This window comes from Salipaludibacillus daqingensis (genome assembly GCF_029891575.1).
GTDB lineage: Bacteria > Bacillota > Bacilli > Bacillales > Salisediminibacteriaceae > Salipaludibacillus > Salipaludibacillus daqingensis.
In genome coordinates this window covers 78264-94241 of the sequence record NZ_JARZHF010000006.1, presented here as the reverse complement: position 1 = coordinate 94241, position 15978 = coordinate 78264, and the positions used below count along the sequence as shown (strand labels likewise).

Annotated in this window: 17 protein-coding genes; 2 read left to right on the top strand and 15 right to left on the bottom strand. The window is 39.8% G+C overall.

Annotated elements, in window-relative coordinates:
- Nucleotides 1-335: 335 nt before the first annotated feature.
- Together QDN89_RS12860 and QDN89_RS12855 are read left to right on the top strand one after the other, a co-directional pair.
- Complete coding sequence (locus tag QDN89_RS12860; RefSeq protein ID WP_280770551.1) at nucleotides 336-1298, top strand: C40 family peptidase; 963 nt, start codon at nucleotides 336-338, stop codon at nucleotides 1296-1298.
- 306 nt (nucleotides 1299-1604) lie between these two features.
- Complete coding sequence (locus QDN89_RS12855) at nucleotides 1605-2180, top strand: hypothetical protein (RefSeq protein WP_280770550.1); 576 nt, start codon at nucleotides 1605-1607, stop codon at nucleotides 2178-2180.
- Nucleotides 2181-2398: 218 nt separating this feature from the next.
- On the opposite strand, the gene QDN89_RS12850 is transcribed toward QDN89_RS12855, so the two are convergent.
- The 15 genes from QDN89_RS12850 to spoIID all read right to left on the bottom strand — a co-directional run bounded on the left by QDN89_RS12850 (nucleotide 2399) and on the right by spoIID (nucleotide 15575).
- Entirely contained in the window at nucleotides 2399-3994 is a 1596-nt protein-coding gene (locus QDN89_RS12850; RefSeq protein WP_280770549.1) for a C40 family peptidase, read from the bottom strand.
- A gap of 1117 nt (nucleotides 3995-5111) precedes the next feature.
- Nucleotides 5112-5363, bottom strand: coding sequence for a hypothetical protein (locus QDN89_RS12845; RefSeq protein ID WP_280770548.1), 252 nt, complete (start codon nucleotides 5361-5363; stop codon nucleotides 5112-5114).
- Between the two features lie 388 nt (nucleotides 5364-5751).
- Nucleotides 5752-5883, bottom strand: a complete 132-nt coding sequence (locus QDN89_RS12840) for a hypothetical protein (protein ID WP_280770547.1) — start codon at nucleotides 5881-5883, stop codon at nucleotides 5752-5754.
- Nucleotides 5884-5973: 90 nt separating this feature from the next.
- Complete coding sequence (locus QDN89_RS12835) at nucleotides 5974-6135, bottom strand: hypothetical protein (protein ID WP_280770546.1); 162 nt, start codon at nucleotides 6133-6135, stop codon at nucleotides 5974-5976.
- 66 nt (nucleotides 6136-6201) lie between these two features.
- Nucleotides 6202-6465, bottom strand: a complete 264-nt coding sequence (locus QDN89_RS12830; RefSeq protein WP_280770545.1) for a DNA primase — start codon at nucleotides 6463-6465, stop codon at nucleotides 6202-6204.
- A gap of 91 nt (nucleotides 6466-6556) precedes the next feature.
- Nucleotides 6557-6892, bottom strand: a complete 336-nt coding sequence (locus tag QDN89_RS12825; protein ID WP_280770544.1) for a hypothetical protein — start codon at nucleotides 6890-6892, stop codon at nucleotides 6557-6559.
- Nucleotides 6893-7470: 578 nt separating this feature from the next.
- Nucleotides 7471-7905, bottom strand: a complete 435-nt coding sequence (gene fabZ, locus QDN89_RS12820) for a 3-hydroxyacyl-ACP dehydratase FabZ (protein WP_280770543.1) — start codon at nucleotides 7903-7905, stop codon at nucleotides 7471-7473.
- 145 nt (nucleotides 7906-8050) lie between these two features.
- A complete protein-coding gene (locus tag QDN89_RS12815; RefSeq protein WP_280770542.1) occupies nucleotides 8051-8818 on the bottom strand; it encodes a DNA-directed RNA polymerase subunit beta in 768 nt (255 codons plus the stop codon).
- Between the two features lie 122 nt (nucleotides 8819-8940).
- Nucleotides 8941-9765: a flagellar hook-basal body protein gene (locus QDN89_RS12810; RefSeq protein WP_280770541.1), complete on the bottom strand. Its 825-nt coding sequence runs from the start codon at nucleotides 9763-9765 to the stop codon at nucleotides 8941-8943.
- Nucleotides 9766-9875: 110 nt separating this feature from the next.
- The gene (locus QDN89_RS12805) at nucleotides 9876-10700 is read right to left on the bottom strand and encodes a flagellar hook-basal body protein (RefSeq protein ID WP_280770540.1); all 825 of its coding nucleotides are present in this window, start codon (nucleotides 10698-10700) and stop codon (nucleotides 9876-9878) included.
- Between the two features lie 157 nt (nucleotides 10701-10857).
- Nucleotides 10858-11862 carry a rod shape-determining protein gene (gene mreB / locus QDN89_RS12800; RefSeq protein ID WP_280770539.1) on the bottom strand — a complete coding sequence of 335 codons (1005 nt, stop codon included), beginning with the start codon at nucleotides 11860-11862 and terminating at the stop codon, nucleotides 10858-10860.
- Nucleotides 11863-12218: 356 nt separating this feature from the next.
- Nucleotides 12219-12503: a sporulation transcriptional regulator SpoIIID gene (gene spoIIID, locus QDN89_RS12795; protein WP_280770538.1), complete on the bottom strand. Its 285-nt coding sequence runs from the start codon at nucleotides 12501-12503 to the stop codon at nucleotides 12219-12221.
- A 370-nt stretch (nucleotides 12504-12873) separates the two neighbouring features.
- Nucleotides 12874-13767: a stage II sporulation protein SpoIIQ gene (gene spoIIQ / locus QDN89_RS12790; RefSeq protein ID WP_280770537.1), complete on the bottom strand. Its 894-nt coding sequence runs from the start codon at nucleotides 13765-13767 to the stop codon at nucleotides 12874-12876.
- 221 nt (nucleotides 13768-13988) lie between these two features.
- Nucleotides 13989-14195 carry a hypothetical protein gene (locus QDN89_RS12785; protein WP_280770536.1) on the bottom strand — a complete coding sequence of 69 codons (207 nt, stop codon included), beginning with the start codon at nucleotides 14193-14195 and terminating at the stop codon, nucleotides 13989-13991.
- 291 nt (nucleotides 14196-14486) lie between these two features.
- On the bottom strand, nucleotides 14487-15575 hold the full coding sequence (gene spoIID / locus QDN89_RS12780) for a stage II sporulation protein D (RefSeq protein WP_280770535.1): 1089 nt from the start codon (nucleotides 15573-15575) through the stop codon (nucleotides 14487-14489).
- Between the last annotated feature and the right edge of the window lie 403 nt (nucleotides 15576-15978).

The window sequence follows — 15978 nt, the reverse complement described above, 5'->3', positions numbered from 1 at the left end:
AGTTTATTGATTTAATTTATAATTTCATATAAAAAAATCTCTTGTTTTCTATCATATAGTAGATAAAAAACAAGAGATTTTATATTAACTGACAGTTATACAAGTCTCCCTTTGTTGGTAAAAGAAGACGAACTAATTACCAACTAAGTAAAAAACTTATCGTATTGTGTCAAAACTATTACGGAAACTAGTCAAAATATTAAATCATATTACAAATATTACAGAGAGATTAGAGTTAGTTAACTTATGGGAAAATCTATTGTTTGTTGGGAAATTATTAGATAGACTTGGTCTTGTAATCAAATAGATTTAAAAACAAGGGGAGAGTTAAGTTTATGAAAAGAGTAGTTATGAGTGTTATTTTGGCAGGTAGCTTGTTCGCTATGCCAACATTATCAGACGCAGCATTGGGAGATCAGACATTAAGAGAAGGAGTTCGACACGGAGACGTTGTAGAATTGAAAAGTGCTTTGCGGGACACAGGGCATTATACATACAACGCATCAACTAATTTTTTCGGAAATGAAACAAGAGCAGCAGTTCGTGATTTTCAACGTAGTGCCGGTATTACTGTAGATGGCATCGTTGGACCTCAAACGTTTCGTGCTTTAGGCGTTTCTAACTCGTCAAACTCTAGTGCAACAACAGTATCAAACTCTAATTCTACGATTTCTTTCAGCACTATCTTACGTTCTGGTGCTCGTGGAAGCCAAGTTCGTCAATTACAACAAGCTTTAGCAGACCGTGGATTCTCTGGTGGTAACTCAGGCATATACGGACCTAAAACACAACAATCTGTTCGTGATTTCCAACGCAGTGCTGGAATTACTGTAGACGGAATTGCTGGACCACAAACATATAGTGCAATTAATGGTACGTCAGCTAGTTCAAGCAGTTCTTCAAGCTCTAGCTCAAGCAGTGCTACAACGGTAAGCAGTTCGTCAGGTAGCAACAGTGGATTAGTTTCAGCTGCAAAAAGTCATATAGGTACTCCTTACGTATGGGGTGGTACAACAACTTCAGGATTTGACTGCAGTGGTTTCATCCAGTATGTATTCAACCAACAAGGCAAGAGCACGCCAAGAACAACTGCTCAAATGTATAGTGCAGCAACAAAAGTTTCTAACCCACAAGTTGGAGACATCGTATTCTTTAATATTTCAAGAGCTCCATCACACGCAGGAATTTATATCGGAAATGGAGAGTTCATCCACGCTGGTTCTTCTACTGGTGTAACCATTTCTAACTTGAACAGCGGCTACTGGAGCAGTCATTACATGGGTGCTGGACGACTATAATCAATCAACTTACTAATACACTACATTCAATCTACTAAACATCACGACTATACTATTCAACAACTACTAACCCTTTTCCCGATAATATATTCTCTAAACATCATGATACAAACATCCATGAAATCCCCCCTCGTCCAGGGGGGGATTTTTTTATGGCGTTTATTGGTTTATTGTTTCGTAGGAAGACTGATAGGGATGTAAATACTCCGTTTGGGACATGATTTTCTTAAACGAACAGGAAGTTTATTCATAAAAGCTGAAACATGTTAGAACGATTTTCCGACTAAGCATATGAGGAGGGATTTTGTGAATAAATATTTTATAGGAAGTATAATAACGTCACTATTTTTTCTAGTAGGATGTCATTCATCCGATTCCATTTCTAGCAGTGAATTAGATGAGTATGTTGTTTCTCAAACAACAGATGAGACTATCCAAGATGATTTTATCTTTCGGCTTGTTAGCGAAAAGAAAGAATATAACGAAGGGGAAGAAGTGGCATTATATGGAGAAATAGAATACATTGGCGAAAAAGATGAGGTAACAATTTATCATTCTTCTTCGGCTGTCCTTTTTCCAATGGAAGAAAAGATACGAGGTTATGACATAGGGTTTGCTGTTGATGATATCGGATTATCTACAACGCTTAAGCAAGGTGAACCTTATCAAGAGAAGTATGTAAAAAGCGGTAGTTATAGTCCAGATCAAGACCCAGAAGATTACGTTAGCTTTATTCGAGATTTTTTAAATAGAGATGATTTTCCTTCTGGCTACTATGTTGTAGGTGCCTATGCGGACTTTTCTGTTGATGCAGAGGAAAATGAAGGAAGCCGAGAGAGATTTAAAATAGAAGCAGCAGTCGATTTTAAAGTCATTGAGTAGTTTATCTAATGATTGATGGATAGACACAAATTCACATGCAAAATATTGGCATAACTTTAACTACCTTTTGATTGTCATTTATGATTTTGCAACAGGATAATACGATACGACCCGTTAAAAATCCATGCTAATTCTACTCTTTTATGTGTTAATGTTCTCTAAATAGAAAAAACTGCACGCGGAACACCGCATACAGCTCTTAATCTTATCCTATAGTGTTAGTTTGCTCGTCTTGCACCTAAATAACGCTGAGACCAGTAACTATTGCTTAAACTCGTCACAGTGACACCTGTGGACGATCCACTATGGATAAATTGATTATTACCAATATAAATTCCATTATGTGATGGACCTGTTTTATAAGTTTCAAAGAAAACAATATCCCCTACTCGTGGTTTTGATACAGATTTCGTCGCATTCCATTGTTGTGCAACGGTTCTTGGTAAATTAACACTGTTGCTTCGGAAAACGTGTTGAATAAATCCACTACAATCAAATCCTGACGCTGTTGTTCCTCCCCACAAATAAGGCACGCCAATAAAGTTCGACGCATCAGCAATAAGGTTCATGGCATTGAAACTTTGACTCGACCCAGACCCCGACGTTGATTCGCTCATATGAACAGCTGCTACTTCTTCTAGCTTGTCCAATGTCGCTTTTGTCGCAATCCCATCATCGATTAATCCCCATTGCTTTTGGAATTTCTTTACCGCTTCTTTTGTAACTGGTCCAAAATATCCTGTTGGATTTCCACCAAAGTGACCGGTAGCTTTCAACATATTTTGCAATTCCGTTACACCTTCGCTTCGAACACCTTCTTTCAATGTTGAAGGTGACGATGAGCTACTAGAAGAGCTAGATGAGGAAGAACTGCCAGAAGAGCTACTCTTCACACCTTTATCAAGCTCGCGGAATGTTTGTGGCCCAAATACACCATCGACGGAGATGTTCGCTTGACGCTGCAATTGACGGACAGCATTTACTGTTAGAGGACCGTAAGATCCATCAACGGATGAAGTATAGTAACCTAGGTCTTTTAATCGTGTTTGAAGTTCTCTCACTTGGCTACCCCTTGCACCTTGACGTAATACTACACCAGAAATATCTGTTGACCCACTGTTATTTGACACGTTTGATGCGGAACTGCTTGATGAACTAGAAGAACTCGACGAACTAGACGTTCCGGAGATTTCTCTGTTCACTATAGTCAACGTTTGTGGCCCAGCTAACCCGTCTACAGTCAAACCACGGGCTTGTTGAAATTTCCGAACAGCCTGTTGCGTGAGATTACCGTAGCTCCCTGTTACATTTCCATTGTCATAAAACCCTGCTCTTTTCAAAAATGCTTGTAGTCTCTGCACATCGTTATTTCTTGTACCAGCCCTCATCACTTGACTCGTATTGTTGATAGGCGATACAGATGTGGAATTACTAGAATTGGATGCACTTGATGATGATGAGCTGCTTGAACTTGAACTACTGTTAGAGGATGACGAACTTGAACGATTGCCGTTTAGCACGCTGAATGTTTGTGGACCTACAATGCCATCTCGAGAAAGATTGTGATCTCTCTGGAAATTCCGGACTGCTTCTCTCGTTATTTCTCCAAAGTAGCCAGTTGCTGTGTGAAAGTTGAAATAACCTTCCTCCTTTAAACGCTCTTGTAGCACTTTCACTTCGTCATTTTCCATGCCCATTCGTAACGTATTGTCACCAAAAGATGCTTCGGCTAAGTTAGGCGCAAACAAAGCTGCACCGACTGAAGCAGCGGAAACAAACAGTGTCGATCGAACTTTAGATTCAAAAAAAGACATACATTCACCCCTTTTATGTAATTTTACTTCAAATATACGGCTTAAATTAGTTATAATAGACTATAGTTGCAACCATCTTACCAAATTATCTGATATATTAGTAGGTTCGTTTGTACTATTTTATAATATTTGGTAAAAAGTCACGTCTTAAGATTGTTGACTTGCTTTTTAGTAACAAAAAATGTCCTGATTTTCGACTTAGATTAGTTATCGTTCTCGTTACTAGTCAGTAAAATTAGTGACGCGTGACAATCTATGGATAAAATTTATCACTAGATGTATCGATTTCCTCCATCTTTTGCAAATGAAATTTGAGTCCGTTAAATTTGGAGGATTTTACAAAGTTGAGATGCCCCTGCTTAAAAATGTTATTTGGCTTAATTTCGATTACCACCTACATTGCACCACCTAATATTTAGTCTATTAACCTCAAAAGATTAAAAATATAATTTCACCTTTCATTTTGAAGCATTTATTAATTAAATTTTATTATTTATTATTTTTTTCTTTAAAATATGTTTCATTTATTTTCTAGGCGGGTACAATTAAAGTAGGAGTTGAAATCCACCACTTTCATCTCTCCCCCCTATCATTTTTTATAAATATGCATTCGAAGGACCGTTCCTTCGATAAGCAAGAAAAAAGCGACTCTCCTTCGTCCCAAGGAGTGGTCGCTTTTTTCTTTTTGTCGTTTTAATAGTATCATTCTTATTATTTTGCAGATTAGAATAATGAACAATGTATCAACAATCTTGATTTTCTATTCTTAACATGTTTGTTTCCTTGATAATCACCATATGGAATTTAGATGCTTCAAGTGCTGAACGAAACGATTGTTTTTTGAAGAAACATAGGAGTTATTTCATTTATTCAGGTTTTTGTTAAGTGGTTGAAATTCTTATGGTTCTCTCACTCTCAGATGTGCCGCTGTCACTCAAGGATAGAGTGAGACATCTTTGTTCCTCTCATCTATAGATCTCTTCTCTGAGCAATCATAAGCCTTTTCCGTAGCTTTTCGCCTCAAGAATACGAAAACCCACTTAAAATTCACTGGAGCAGTCCATAAAAAAAAGAGATGAGCAGAGCTCATCTCGTATAATCAAATCATTTCTATTTATTATTCGTTTGCTGCGTTGTTATCTTCCATGTCGTTACCCATGTCTTCATTTTCATCCATTGGGTCTTCGTTGTTCATGCCTTCATTTTCATCCATTGGGTCGTTTTCCATGCCGTCGTTATTCTCTACGTTCATGCCATTGTCATTGTTAAGACCTGGATCATTGTTTTCTACATTGTTGTCTCCACATGCTGCTAAAACACCTACTGCTAAAACGCCTGATAAGATTGAAAGTGATAATTTTTTCTTCATTATTTATTCCTCCTGATTTTTGGTGCTACATGTGAGTAATCTTTTTATGTTCTTTCCGACTCACAAGGTTGACCTTATTTCTTTTGATCAACTGCGATAAGCTTAACGCGAGAAATCAATTGTTACAATAGCATCCTCTACTTTTCGTTACTCTTCCATATTTTCTCATATTGTTGTCGCAAACTATGATATAACTTTATCGATTGTTTTTATTGTGTGCTTATCCTTGCATAGTACTTTTTCAGAAGGCTCTCTTAGCGTGTGGTAGAGATCCTAAAACTAAAGCGAAATACGTTCTACCTACTTCTGATGTTCAGGAGAATAGGTTTAGCAAACAGACAAATGAAAAAAGGCGTGCACAGATGCACGCCTTTTCCCATGATATCATTTACATGTCGTTGTTCATGTTTTCTTCCATTGGGTCATTATTTAACGGCTCGTCGTTCACATCACCGCATGCGCCTAAAAACCCTAATGCCAAAACACTGGACAACATCGTTAACATAAGCTTTTTCTTCATGACTTCTTCCTCCTTCGATTTTTTTAAAATCAAACTTGAAACAATCGTCAAAAGCTGTTTAGCTTATCTAACACCATTATGAACGTCAACTTACATGTCGTTGTTCATATCATCATTCATGTCATCGTTCATGCCGCCATTGTCATTCATCGGATCATTGTTTAACGGTTCATTTTCCACGTCACCACAAGCTCCTAAAACACCTAACGCCAATACACTAGACAATGCTGTTACCATTAGCTTTTTCTTCATTTTTTATTCCTCCCTTTGCAAAGTAATTTATATTAATAAAAACTTGCAGACACGAGTTTTAAAAAATTATGCGTTATCCTCATTATCCATATCGTTGTTCATATCATCGTTCATGTCGTTATTCATGCCATCGTTATCCATGTTGTCATCCATGCCATCGTTATTCATGTCGTTGTTCATTCCGTCATTATTCATGTCGTCATTCATTCCACCATTGTCATTGATAGCTGGGTCATTTTCCACAGGTTCATTCTCCGCGTCTCCACAAGCTCCTAATACACCTAACGCTAAAACACTAGACAATACTGATATCATTAATTTCTTTTTCATTTTAATTTCCTCCTTATTATTTCTTACTGTATATTGTGATACTTTTTAAGCAATTTTATTGATAATTTTGATGATTTAATTCAACTGCTTATTAATAATCGTTGTTATCGTCTTCGTTATCATCAAAATCGTTGTTCATATCATTATCCATGTCGTCATCCATATCGTCATTCATGTCATTATCCATGTCGTTATTCTCGTCATGGTTCATGTTGCCGTCGTTGTTGTTCGTATCAACATTAACGTCATTTCCTTCGTTTCCTTCATTCTCTACATCAATGTCGCTATTGTTCTCTTCCACGTCAGCTCCACCATTTGTTCCGTTATTATCGTTAATTTCTACTTCTTGATCTTGATCTCCGCATGCAGCTAAAATTCCTAAAGATAGTACTGCTGATGCTGCTGTTAATATTGCCTTTTTACGCATAAATAATTCCTCCTGTATGATTTTCTAAGATTGAAATTGCTATAATAGCATTGTTTCTATACAGTCTATTTCACGTGACCTCGTCTTCAAAACGTATATCGTGTTATTTTGATAATCTCCCACATTTCTCACACAGAGTCACATATTTATATAAAAAAGCCTACACAACAGGCTTTTTATAGCTGATTTCATTTACAATTAGAGCTGGAATGAAAGAATGTTTGATAAACAGGTTTAGTTTAGAAGAGAAAATTAGCTAATTAGTGTTTAAAAAATACAATCTAAAGGGTTATTTTGATTTTTGTAATTATCGGCGATTCTTTTAAGGTGATACTTGTCGATCGGTGTAGTTTAGTTGCCCTTATTTTCATTTATTGCTCGTTTAGGGTCACTAATCGGTCGCTCTACTGCCCTTTCTTTTACCTAAATGCTCTTTTAAGGTCACTAATCGTCTGCTCTACTGCCCTAAATCAATCACAAATCCTCGTCTAGGGTCACTAATCCGTTGCATTAAACGATAAAACCAACACAAAAAACTTCCCAGCTACGATTAATCGTAACTGAGAAGTTTATGATGATTACTGTTGTTTTTCTCCTAAGGCAAACATGAGCTCCGCTTCAGCAACCGTTTGGCCGTCTACGGATGCTGTTGCTTTCCCTTTTCCAATCGAGCCACGTAGGCGAGTCATGACGACTTCAAGTCGAAGCTGATCACCAGGTTTAACTTGCCCTTTGAAACGACAACCGTCAATCCCTGCAAAGAAAGCAAGTCTTCCGCGATTCTCTTCTTTTTTCAGCATCGCCACGGCACCAACTTGCGCCAACGCTTCAATGATTAGGACACCAGGCATAACCGGATAATCTGGGAAATGACCGTTAAAGAACTCTTCATTTGCTGTCACGTTTTTTATACCTACCGCGCGTTGCCCTTCTTCTACTTCTAAAATGCGATCGACGAGTAAGAATGGATAACGATGCGGGATGATTTCCTTTATTTCTTCAATATTTAACATCTCTTTATGACCTCCTCATATTAATAGGCAATGATTCTCCTGCCTTTAGTTTACGTGTTTTTTCGAGGAGACACAAGAGGAGCTGAACACGTTCACGGAAAATATCCGCACTCATGTCCAGCTCCTATTTATCATAAAATGAAAATTATCGTTGTCTATCTGTTCCTTGAAAAATTAAGTCATATATATGATACCAAGTATCTTCTTTAAACACATCCATTGGATTACCGCCTCCTCCAATAATTCCGTACCCTATCATCGCGCCTAATGCTAAACTTCCTAGAAGTGCTGCGATAACAATGACGAGACGAACCCAAATTGGAATTAAACGAATGCGTCCTTTTTTCTCACGCTTTCGTTCTTTTCGTTTTTGTTTCTTTTCTTCCCCTGTTTCCACCGTCTCTTCCGCTTCCTCTTCTTCAAGATCGCGTGAGATCTCCTCTTCATCTGTTTCTAGAGGGACTGCCACAGCCGTCTTATGATATTCCACAGTGTCGGCGTCATTTTCTTCTACGCTATCCTGTTGCTCCTCCGACTTGATTGGCTTCATTTCAATCGTTTCCGTAAGATCCTCTGACTGAGAGTCCTTTACCGAATGATTAGATGCATCGTTTTCCATCGACGTATCGGTTTCACCCTCCGAAGGTTTCCTTTCCTGCTCGTTCTCTTCGTTTTTAGACGGACTTCCCTCATCAGAGGTTTCCGTTGTTGACTCAGATGGTTCAGCAGATTCGGCAGTCGATGACTGATCGCTTTTATCAGAAATAAACGGTCTCATGTAGTCATCTTCTGTCTTTTGATCGTGTGATTTATTTGATTGTGCTTGGTGGTTATGATCAGACTCCTTTTCAGAAGAATGCTCGTTTCCTTGCTCTTCTTCCGACTGGAACTGTTGATCGTTCTCTTTACTCATGACTAACTCCTCGTCTGTTACGTTTTTCCCCAACTATCATAACACTGATTTAAAGAAGGATGAAGCAAAAAACGCTCTTCTTAACAGATTTTCCGACCTACTTAAACAAATCGTCAATATTTTTACCTTAAATTTGTCACTAATCCCATCATTTGGTCTGTAATGCTGATGGCTTGGGAATTAAACTGATAAAATCGTTGCGCCTCAAGCATGTTTGTCATTTCCTTTGACATATCTACGTTGGACATTTCTAATGAAGATTGTCGGAATACGTCTGTGCCCGCCGCTTCTTCTAATACGTCAGCTACCTCTAATTCTAATTCTTCAAGGTCTGGAAAAACAAAGTTGTTTTCTCCGTTATGCTGTAAGAGCTGAGGTTTCGTAATATTCACAAGTTGAAGTTGGCCAACGTTTTCTTCCACGCCATCTTCATTTGTAACTTGGATATTCCCTGACTCCGTAATGTTAAAACTTTCATAGTTTGCTGGGAGTAATATTGGATTGCCATCTGCAGATAAGACATATTCTCCTTCGGAATTCACGAGGAAGTTTTCGCCTTCACCATTCGGACTTAAATAAAACGCACCATCTCTCGTAAATCTCCGTTCGCCTTCTTCTGTAGGCGAGATTTCAAAGAAATAACCTGGTTGAGTTAACCCGACATCAAGGTCACGTCCTGTTTCCTGGATCGATCCTTGTTCGAAACGAAGCGCTGTTTGGGCCACAGCTGCTCCTGAGCCAACACGAATACCATTCGGTGTCGTTCGTCCTGTTTCAAACCTTTCTTGCGATTGATTGTTTACTTGTTGGATAAGTAAGTCAGAAAAACTAGTATCGCGACGCTTATACCCGTGAGTATTCGCATTGGCCAAGTTATGACCTGTGGAATCTAACTTTTTCTGAATCTGTCCCATCGTGACAGCGGAATTAATCATCGATTGATTCAATCTGATTCACCTGCTTTTTTTATAATGGACGTGCTGTCCGTATTTATTTTTTGCTACCCTAAAAATATAGCAGAGAGTTCCGGCTTTATGCCGTTCCACGGAGCAATCGGTTAGCCAATGCGGCCGATATCGTTCACTGCTCGTTCCATGCTTTGGTCGTAGGCTTGAAGCATTTTCTGGTTCGCTTCAAATGATCGAAGGGCATTCATCATTTCTGTTGTCGTTTGCTGAGCATCCACGTTGGAGCGCTCGATAAATCCTTGTTGTAACTGGTACGTGACGTCTCCGTTGCCGATAGCGGTAACGACATCATTTTCCCCTTCGTAACGAAGGAAGCCATCGCCTTCTTTTACTAGCTGCGTTGGATCAGCGATGACAGATACCCCGATTTGCCCGAGTAGTTCGTCGTCAGCTGAAAAAATCTCGCCTTCCCTTGTGACACGAATGTTTTCGTTTTGCACGTTGATCTGTTCGCCATCATCGCCAAGAATGTAATGACCTTTGGAAGAAGTCAGAAATCCTTGTCCATCGATGGTGAAGTTTCCGTTACGCGTATAGCGAATATCACCGTCGTTATTCAACGTTTCATAAACGAGCATCGCATCTTGCCCTGACTCTTCATCTGTTGGGACGAGTCCTTGAATCAGGGCGATATCTGTATTATTGCCTGTTTCTTGCATATCTCCTTGGCGGAAGTTAGGCGTTCTTTCCTGCATGTAAACACCTGTCGCTAACTCACCAACGTGATTGGATCGTCCAAATTTCTGATGGTCTGTTCCCATCGCTTGAATCATCATTTTCGGAAATGTTCTCATCGATCCTTGATCGCCTTTGTAACCTGGCGTATTAATATTTGATAAATTATTCGTCAACATTTCTTGACGACGCTGCTGGGCAATCATCCCTGACCCCGCTGCATATAACCCTCGTAACATAGACTTCACCTCGTTTTTTAATGGCTTTGAAAAACAATGTTGATGACTAGCCCCCATTGTTGTAGCGGGTCAATCATACGGCCTATCTTCTATATCGGTTGGCAAAGCCTGTTTATAAACTCCGCAAACGTATTCGTTTTAGTATCTCTTTATTATCTTATACTTTCACTCTGTTTTTATTAATACGATCTAAGTTTTCCAACATCATACCTGTCCCATTTGCAACGCAGTCCATTGGATTTTCGGCAATAAAGACAGGCACTTTCAACTCTTCAGCAAGAAGTTGATCGATGCCGTGCAAATAAGCTCCCCCACCTGTAATGATCACACCGCGATCGATAATGTCTGCGGATAGTTCCGGAGGTGTCTTTTCGAGAACATTTTTCGCTGCGTGGACGATATGATAAACCGCCTCTTCCATGGCTACGCGAATTTCTTCTGATTTTATATTGATCGTTTTTGGCAAGCCGTTAACCATGTCTCGTCCGCGAATGTCTATTTCTTCATTACGGGCACCTGGAAATACGGTTCCGACTTCTTTCTTGATCGTCTCTGCTGTCCGTTCTCCGATTAATAGCTTGTACTTCTTCTTTATATAATGAAGAATGTCAGCATCAAAACGGTCACCAGCAATTTTAATGGAAGATGCGGTCACGATGTCTCCCATTGATAGAACAGCCACGTCGGTTGTTCCGCCACCGATATCGACAACCATGTTTCCGCTCGGTTGATAAATATCCATGCCAGCGCCTACTGCTGCAACTTTTGGTTCTTCTTCTAAGTATACGTTTTTGCCACCACTTTTTTCCGCTGCTTCACGAATTGCTTTTTGTTCCACAGACGTGATGTTTGTCGGACAGCAAATAAGAATCCTCGGTTTAACGAACCAGCTTTTAACTCGTATTTTTTCAAGGAAGTGTTTAAGCATTTGTTCTGTCGTTTCGAAATCTGCGATCACCCCATCTTTCAATGGGCGAATGGCAACAATATTTCCTGGCGTTCTTCCGACCATCCGAAACGCCTCTTCTCCGACTGCCAATACCCTTTTTGTTGATGTATCAATCGCCACGACAGCAGGTTCATTTAACACAATCCCTCTGCCTTTTACGTGAATCAATACGTTCGCCGTCCCTAAATCAATTCCAATATCCCTTCCAAACATCTGTAATTTCCTCCCCGGTTCATTTTGAATGTGGTGTTAGATCATTTAAGTGTCGTTAGTTGCAATATATGTCCGGTTCAAAAAGCGTCTCTTTTTGAACACATATGTGTAGTCTCTGCATTCATTATATTATTTTATCACAATTTGTCATAACTAAGGGAAGGTTATGGAATCTTTTATAGGAATATGAACGGATGTTTCCATGAAAACTAGAACACTCCGTCCTCTTTATTTCTTTATCTGAAAAATCATGGGTCACTCGCACCACCAAAAATGGCAACGACAGGGAACACCCACTCTTCCAATAGGGCGGGTGCTTTTTCTTTCACCTTGCCGTTAGTAAACGGTGAGGATGTCTACAATTTTGTTTTTACCATGTTCGATTGTTCTCCTCCTGGCTGTCTGTATTTGACTTTTGTTGCTTCTCCCCCGCGAAGGTGTCGGATCGATTTGTGATAGTTAAGCACTGCCTTCACTTCGTTGGCTAACTCCGGATTAATTTCAGGCAAGCGTTCTGTCAAATCTTTATGGACGGTGCTTTTGGAAACACCAAACTCCTTTGCGATGGTCCGGACTGTTTTTCTCGTCTCTACGATGTACCTTCCTATCTTGATGGTCCTCTCTTTGATGTAATCGTGCACATCTCTCGCCTCCCTCATCATTCTGCAATCCAAAAAGACGGAGAAAAAGACAGTCTCGTTAGCGGTCCGATGATGAGTGTAATATCCCTCTCCCTTTCTTCCTTCGTCCCGCTCGTCTGTCATCACCCTCATTCTCTTTGAACGACCTTCTCATGTTGTAATGGTTGTGCTAAGGTTTGTTAAATTTTATTAGACAATGAGGGAAGATATGCCTAAAAAGCACAAAAAGGAAAAAGCTAGAGGGTTGTCCTCCGTGCTTTTTCCTTTTGCTTTAACGATAGAACCTAGTCTAAAACCATAACAGAAGCGCTTTGCTACCGCTATTGCTGTAGATTTTCCCGATCGTTTTTTATGGAGATGTGCTTACTAATTATTCGTCAGAATCATTCTCATCATTTTCATTCGAATCTTCTTGCTCGTTTTCGTTTGAGTCGTTATTTGAGCCTTCAGATGAATCTGAGAAATCTTCTTCAGGATCTGGCATTTGCTCTGGAGCTTGTTGCTCCTCTTGCTCTTCTTCCGAGAAGTCAGGCAAGTCCGATAATTGTTTGTCCATAAAATCTAATGGATTCACTGGAACTCCTGCTTTTCGAATTTCAAAGTGAGCATGGACACCTGCGTCACGATTATAAAGGTTTCTACCTGCTTGTCCAAGAACATCTCCTTGTCTTACCGACTGTCCTGTCTCAACTGTCACATTTTCAAGACTTTGATAGATCGTTAGCGTATCCTCATCGTGTTCGATGTGGATGACTTGGCCAAATAGCGGATCTTCTTCTGCTTTTACGACTGTACCACTTAAGGTTGCAGTCACGTCAAAAGTCGATTCATCTTCTTTCGCTAAGTCAATTCCTTTGTTCTGATAGTAATAGTTGTCGTAGTGGATCAATGATTGTTTTTGCTCCTCTACTGATGCTTCATAGTCATGAAAGGTACCTACAACTGCAACTTCTTCGTCATCCACAACAGGCATATCAAATACCTCATCATGGGATACTGCTGGGACTGCTTCTTCGTCACCGTTTTCTTCTCCAAATGGATTCTCAGCATTTTCCTCGTCGAGACCTTCTATATCAAACTCAGAGTCTCGTTCTAGGTCAGCTAAATCTTCATCTGTTGCGGACATCCACAAAAATGTCGTTAATACGATTGCGGATAATCCTAAATACAATGCGGGCATTGCCCAGCGTTTTTTCATTAGGCGTTTCGTATTCGCCTTTAGTTGCTCCCACTTGGAAGCTTTGTTTTCTTCATGATTGTTCATGTAATCACCACCTCAGCAATCATTCTGATCAAATCACTGAAAGTTTATACATTATTTAGAAAATTTTATTTACTAGAGTGATTGCGAGGAATGAAACCTAGCAAGATTACTTGATAGAATGAATGAATCGATGCACCAACCTTTGCTATATACTTGAGCAAAACTAGCATCTAGCAATCCCACGTCGTTTAGCCGCTTAACTAGTCTGTTAAGGTGTACCTTTATTTGTTTTGGTTAGTTTTTGGTTGGAGGAGCGGTGATCTGTTTGTTGGCACAAGCGGGCTGCTCTTGTGACCGTCTTTCACTAAAATCAACTCATCTTGGTCACAAGCGGCTCTCTCTTGTGACCGTCTTTTACCAAAAATCAGCTCGCTACGGTCACAAGCGCCCTCCTCTTTTGACCCTCTTTTACCAAAATCAGCTCGCAACGGGCACAAGCGGCCTCCTCTTGTGACCCTCTTTCACTAAAATCAACTCGCTACGGTCACAAGCGGCCTCCTCTTGTGACCCTCTTTTACCAAAACCAGCTTGCAACGGTCACAAGAACCCTTTTCTCCCTAAAAACAATACTAATTATTGACCATTATTTGCTAAGACATTTTTGGATAAGCCATTCGCTAACATAAAAGGAAAAGTAGCACCGGCGTGGGTACTACTTTTCCTTTTATGTAACCATTACTTATCATTTACGAACAAGTCACGATGGGGTGATCCCCCATCTACTCATTCGCAAAACTCACTTGATCGCCATCTAGCATTTCATTATTTACGAGCACCGATGAAGCCTCTTCAATGTGGACGTTGTGATAGTAGTGATCGATAATCTCTCGGTATGTTTTTCCAGACTTGGCCATGCTATCTGCACCATATTGACTCATGCCAACACCGTGACCCCAACCTCGTGTTTGAATGACTACATTGTCTCCATTTCGTTCCCAGTCAAAATCGCTAGAATCTAATTCCAAAGCGTCACGAATCTCTCTACCTGAAAAAGTCTGTTCCCCAATTTCCACTTTGGCCACTCTGCCACCCGTTGTTCTAGAAATAATCTTCCCTACTTCCCCATCTGCTAGTTGGACACCAAGTTCTTGTTCAAATTCATTTACTGTCATTTGTCGATCTCCTTCATAGCGAGGAGAATCTTTATCCCATGGACTTTCCACACTTCGCAAGTATGGAATTTCATTTTCCCAATATTCTTCTGAGTTTTCCGTGTAACCATTGCTCGTTGAGAAAAACGTTGCTGTAATCGGTTCTTCTTCATAGGTAATTATTTGCCCTTCCGTTTCTAGCGCAGCTTTACGTACTCGTGAAATTTTCCACTCATAATCATTTCCCCATGTTTCTTTCAGTTCATCGTCGTTTTTGTAAACTTGGTGCATTACGGTGTCAGTCACGTCGGCCCCTTCTGGCAAATTCAAGTCATTTCCATCTATCATTTGTCGGACTAAGTAAGTTCTTGCCGTCAATGCCTGTGCCTTCAGTGCTTCCATCTCATAAGATGCTGGCATTTCTGATGCAACCACACCAATGATATATTCTTCCAAAGGAACTTCTTCTATCATTTCATTATTAGATCGGAAAACTGATACACTTTCGATAGACATCCCATCTTGTCTATTAGCATCCTCATTGTTCCCTTCTTCTAATTCCATTTCTGTTTGACCGAATTGTTGTTCATTCTCTTGCATTGTTACTTCCAGATTGTTTCCTGGAGAGTCACTTGAAAAAGCTGTAACTAGGATGACGGGCACAACTAATATCCCCATCATAAAAATTAAAACCACTGCCATCATTCCTCTGATCATTCGATGTCCTCCTTTTTCGTCCCCTTGCTTAAGCACGTCTCATCACATATCTATGAACTCTATTGAATGATTAGAACAAAACAGAGATCATTTAATAGAAACATGCTAGCAAGTCGGTCAAAAACGCTTTTATCGCTAGCGTCGACGAAGGCTTGGACTTTTATTCGGGTGGACTCTATTAATGTGTATAGTAACCGCTTTGAGATTTGATTATCGTTGTGTCTACTTTCCCTTGGTGCCTTTCATCGCAAATCCTCTCGCTCTTCAGGCACTTTGCGGTGTGTGTTTGTAATGTTTTAACCACAAAAAACCTCCATGAGGGAGAGTCTGTTGTTCAGACGGCTCCCCCATGGAGGTTTGGGTAATCTTCGTTATTCTTCGGTGTTCATCGATATTAATCGAT

Bases quoted from the DNA above. Each gene is read 5' to 3' on its own strand.
- QDN89_RS12860 (WP_280770551.1), top strand. From the start codon at position 336: ATGAAAAGAGTAGTTATGAGTGTTATTTTGGCAGGTAGCTTGTTCGCT.
- QDN89_RS12850 (WP_280770549.1), bottom strand. From the start codon at position 3,994: ATGTCTTTTTTTGAATCTAAAGTTCGATCGACACTGTTTGTTTCCGCT.
- QDN89_RS12845 (WP_280770548.1), bottom strand. From the start codon at position 5,363: ATGAAGAAAAAATTATCACTTTCAATCTTATCAGGCGTTTTAGCAGTA.
- QDN89_RS12840 (WP_280770547.1), bottom strand. From the start codon at position 5,883: ATGAAGAAAAAGCTTATGTTAACGATGTTGTCCAGTGTTTTGGCATTA.
- QDN89_RS12835 (WP_280770546.1), bottom strand. From the start codon at position 6,135: ATGAAGAAAAAGCTAATGGTAACAGCATTGTCTAGTGTATTGGCGTTA.
- QDN89_RS12830 (WP_280770545.1), bottom strand. From the start codon at position 6,465: ATGAAAAAGAAATTAATGATATCAGTATTGTCTAGTGTTTTAGCGTTA.
- QDN89_RS12825 (WP_280770544.1), bottom strand. From the start codon at position 6,892: ATGCGTAAAAAGGCAATATTAACAGCAGCATCAGCAGTACTATCTTTA.
- fabZ (WP_280770543.1), bottom strand. From the start codon at position 7,905: ATGTTAAATATTGAAGAAATAAAGGAAATCATCCCGCATCGTTATCCA.
- QDN89_RS12815 (WP_280770542.1), bottom strand. From the start codon at position 8,818: ATGAGTAAAGAGAACGATCAACAGTTCCAGTCGGAAGAAGAGCAAGGA.
- QDN89_RS12805 (WP_280770540.1), bottom strand. From the start codon at position 10,700: ATGTTACGAGGGTTATATGCAGCGGGGTCAGGGATGATTGCCCAGCAG.
- mreB (WP_280770539.1), bottom strand. From the start codon at position 11,862: ATGTTTGGAAGGGATATTGGAATTGATTTAGGGACGGCGAACGTATTG.
- spoIIQ (WP_280770537.1), bottom strand. From the start codon at position 13,767: ATGAACAATCATGAAGAAAACAAAGCTTCCAAGTGGGAGCAACTAAAG.
- spoIID (WP_280770535.1), bottom strand. From the start codon at position 15,575: ATGATCAGAGGAATGATGGCAGTGGTTTTAATTTTTATGATGGGGATA.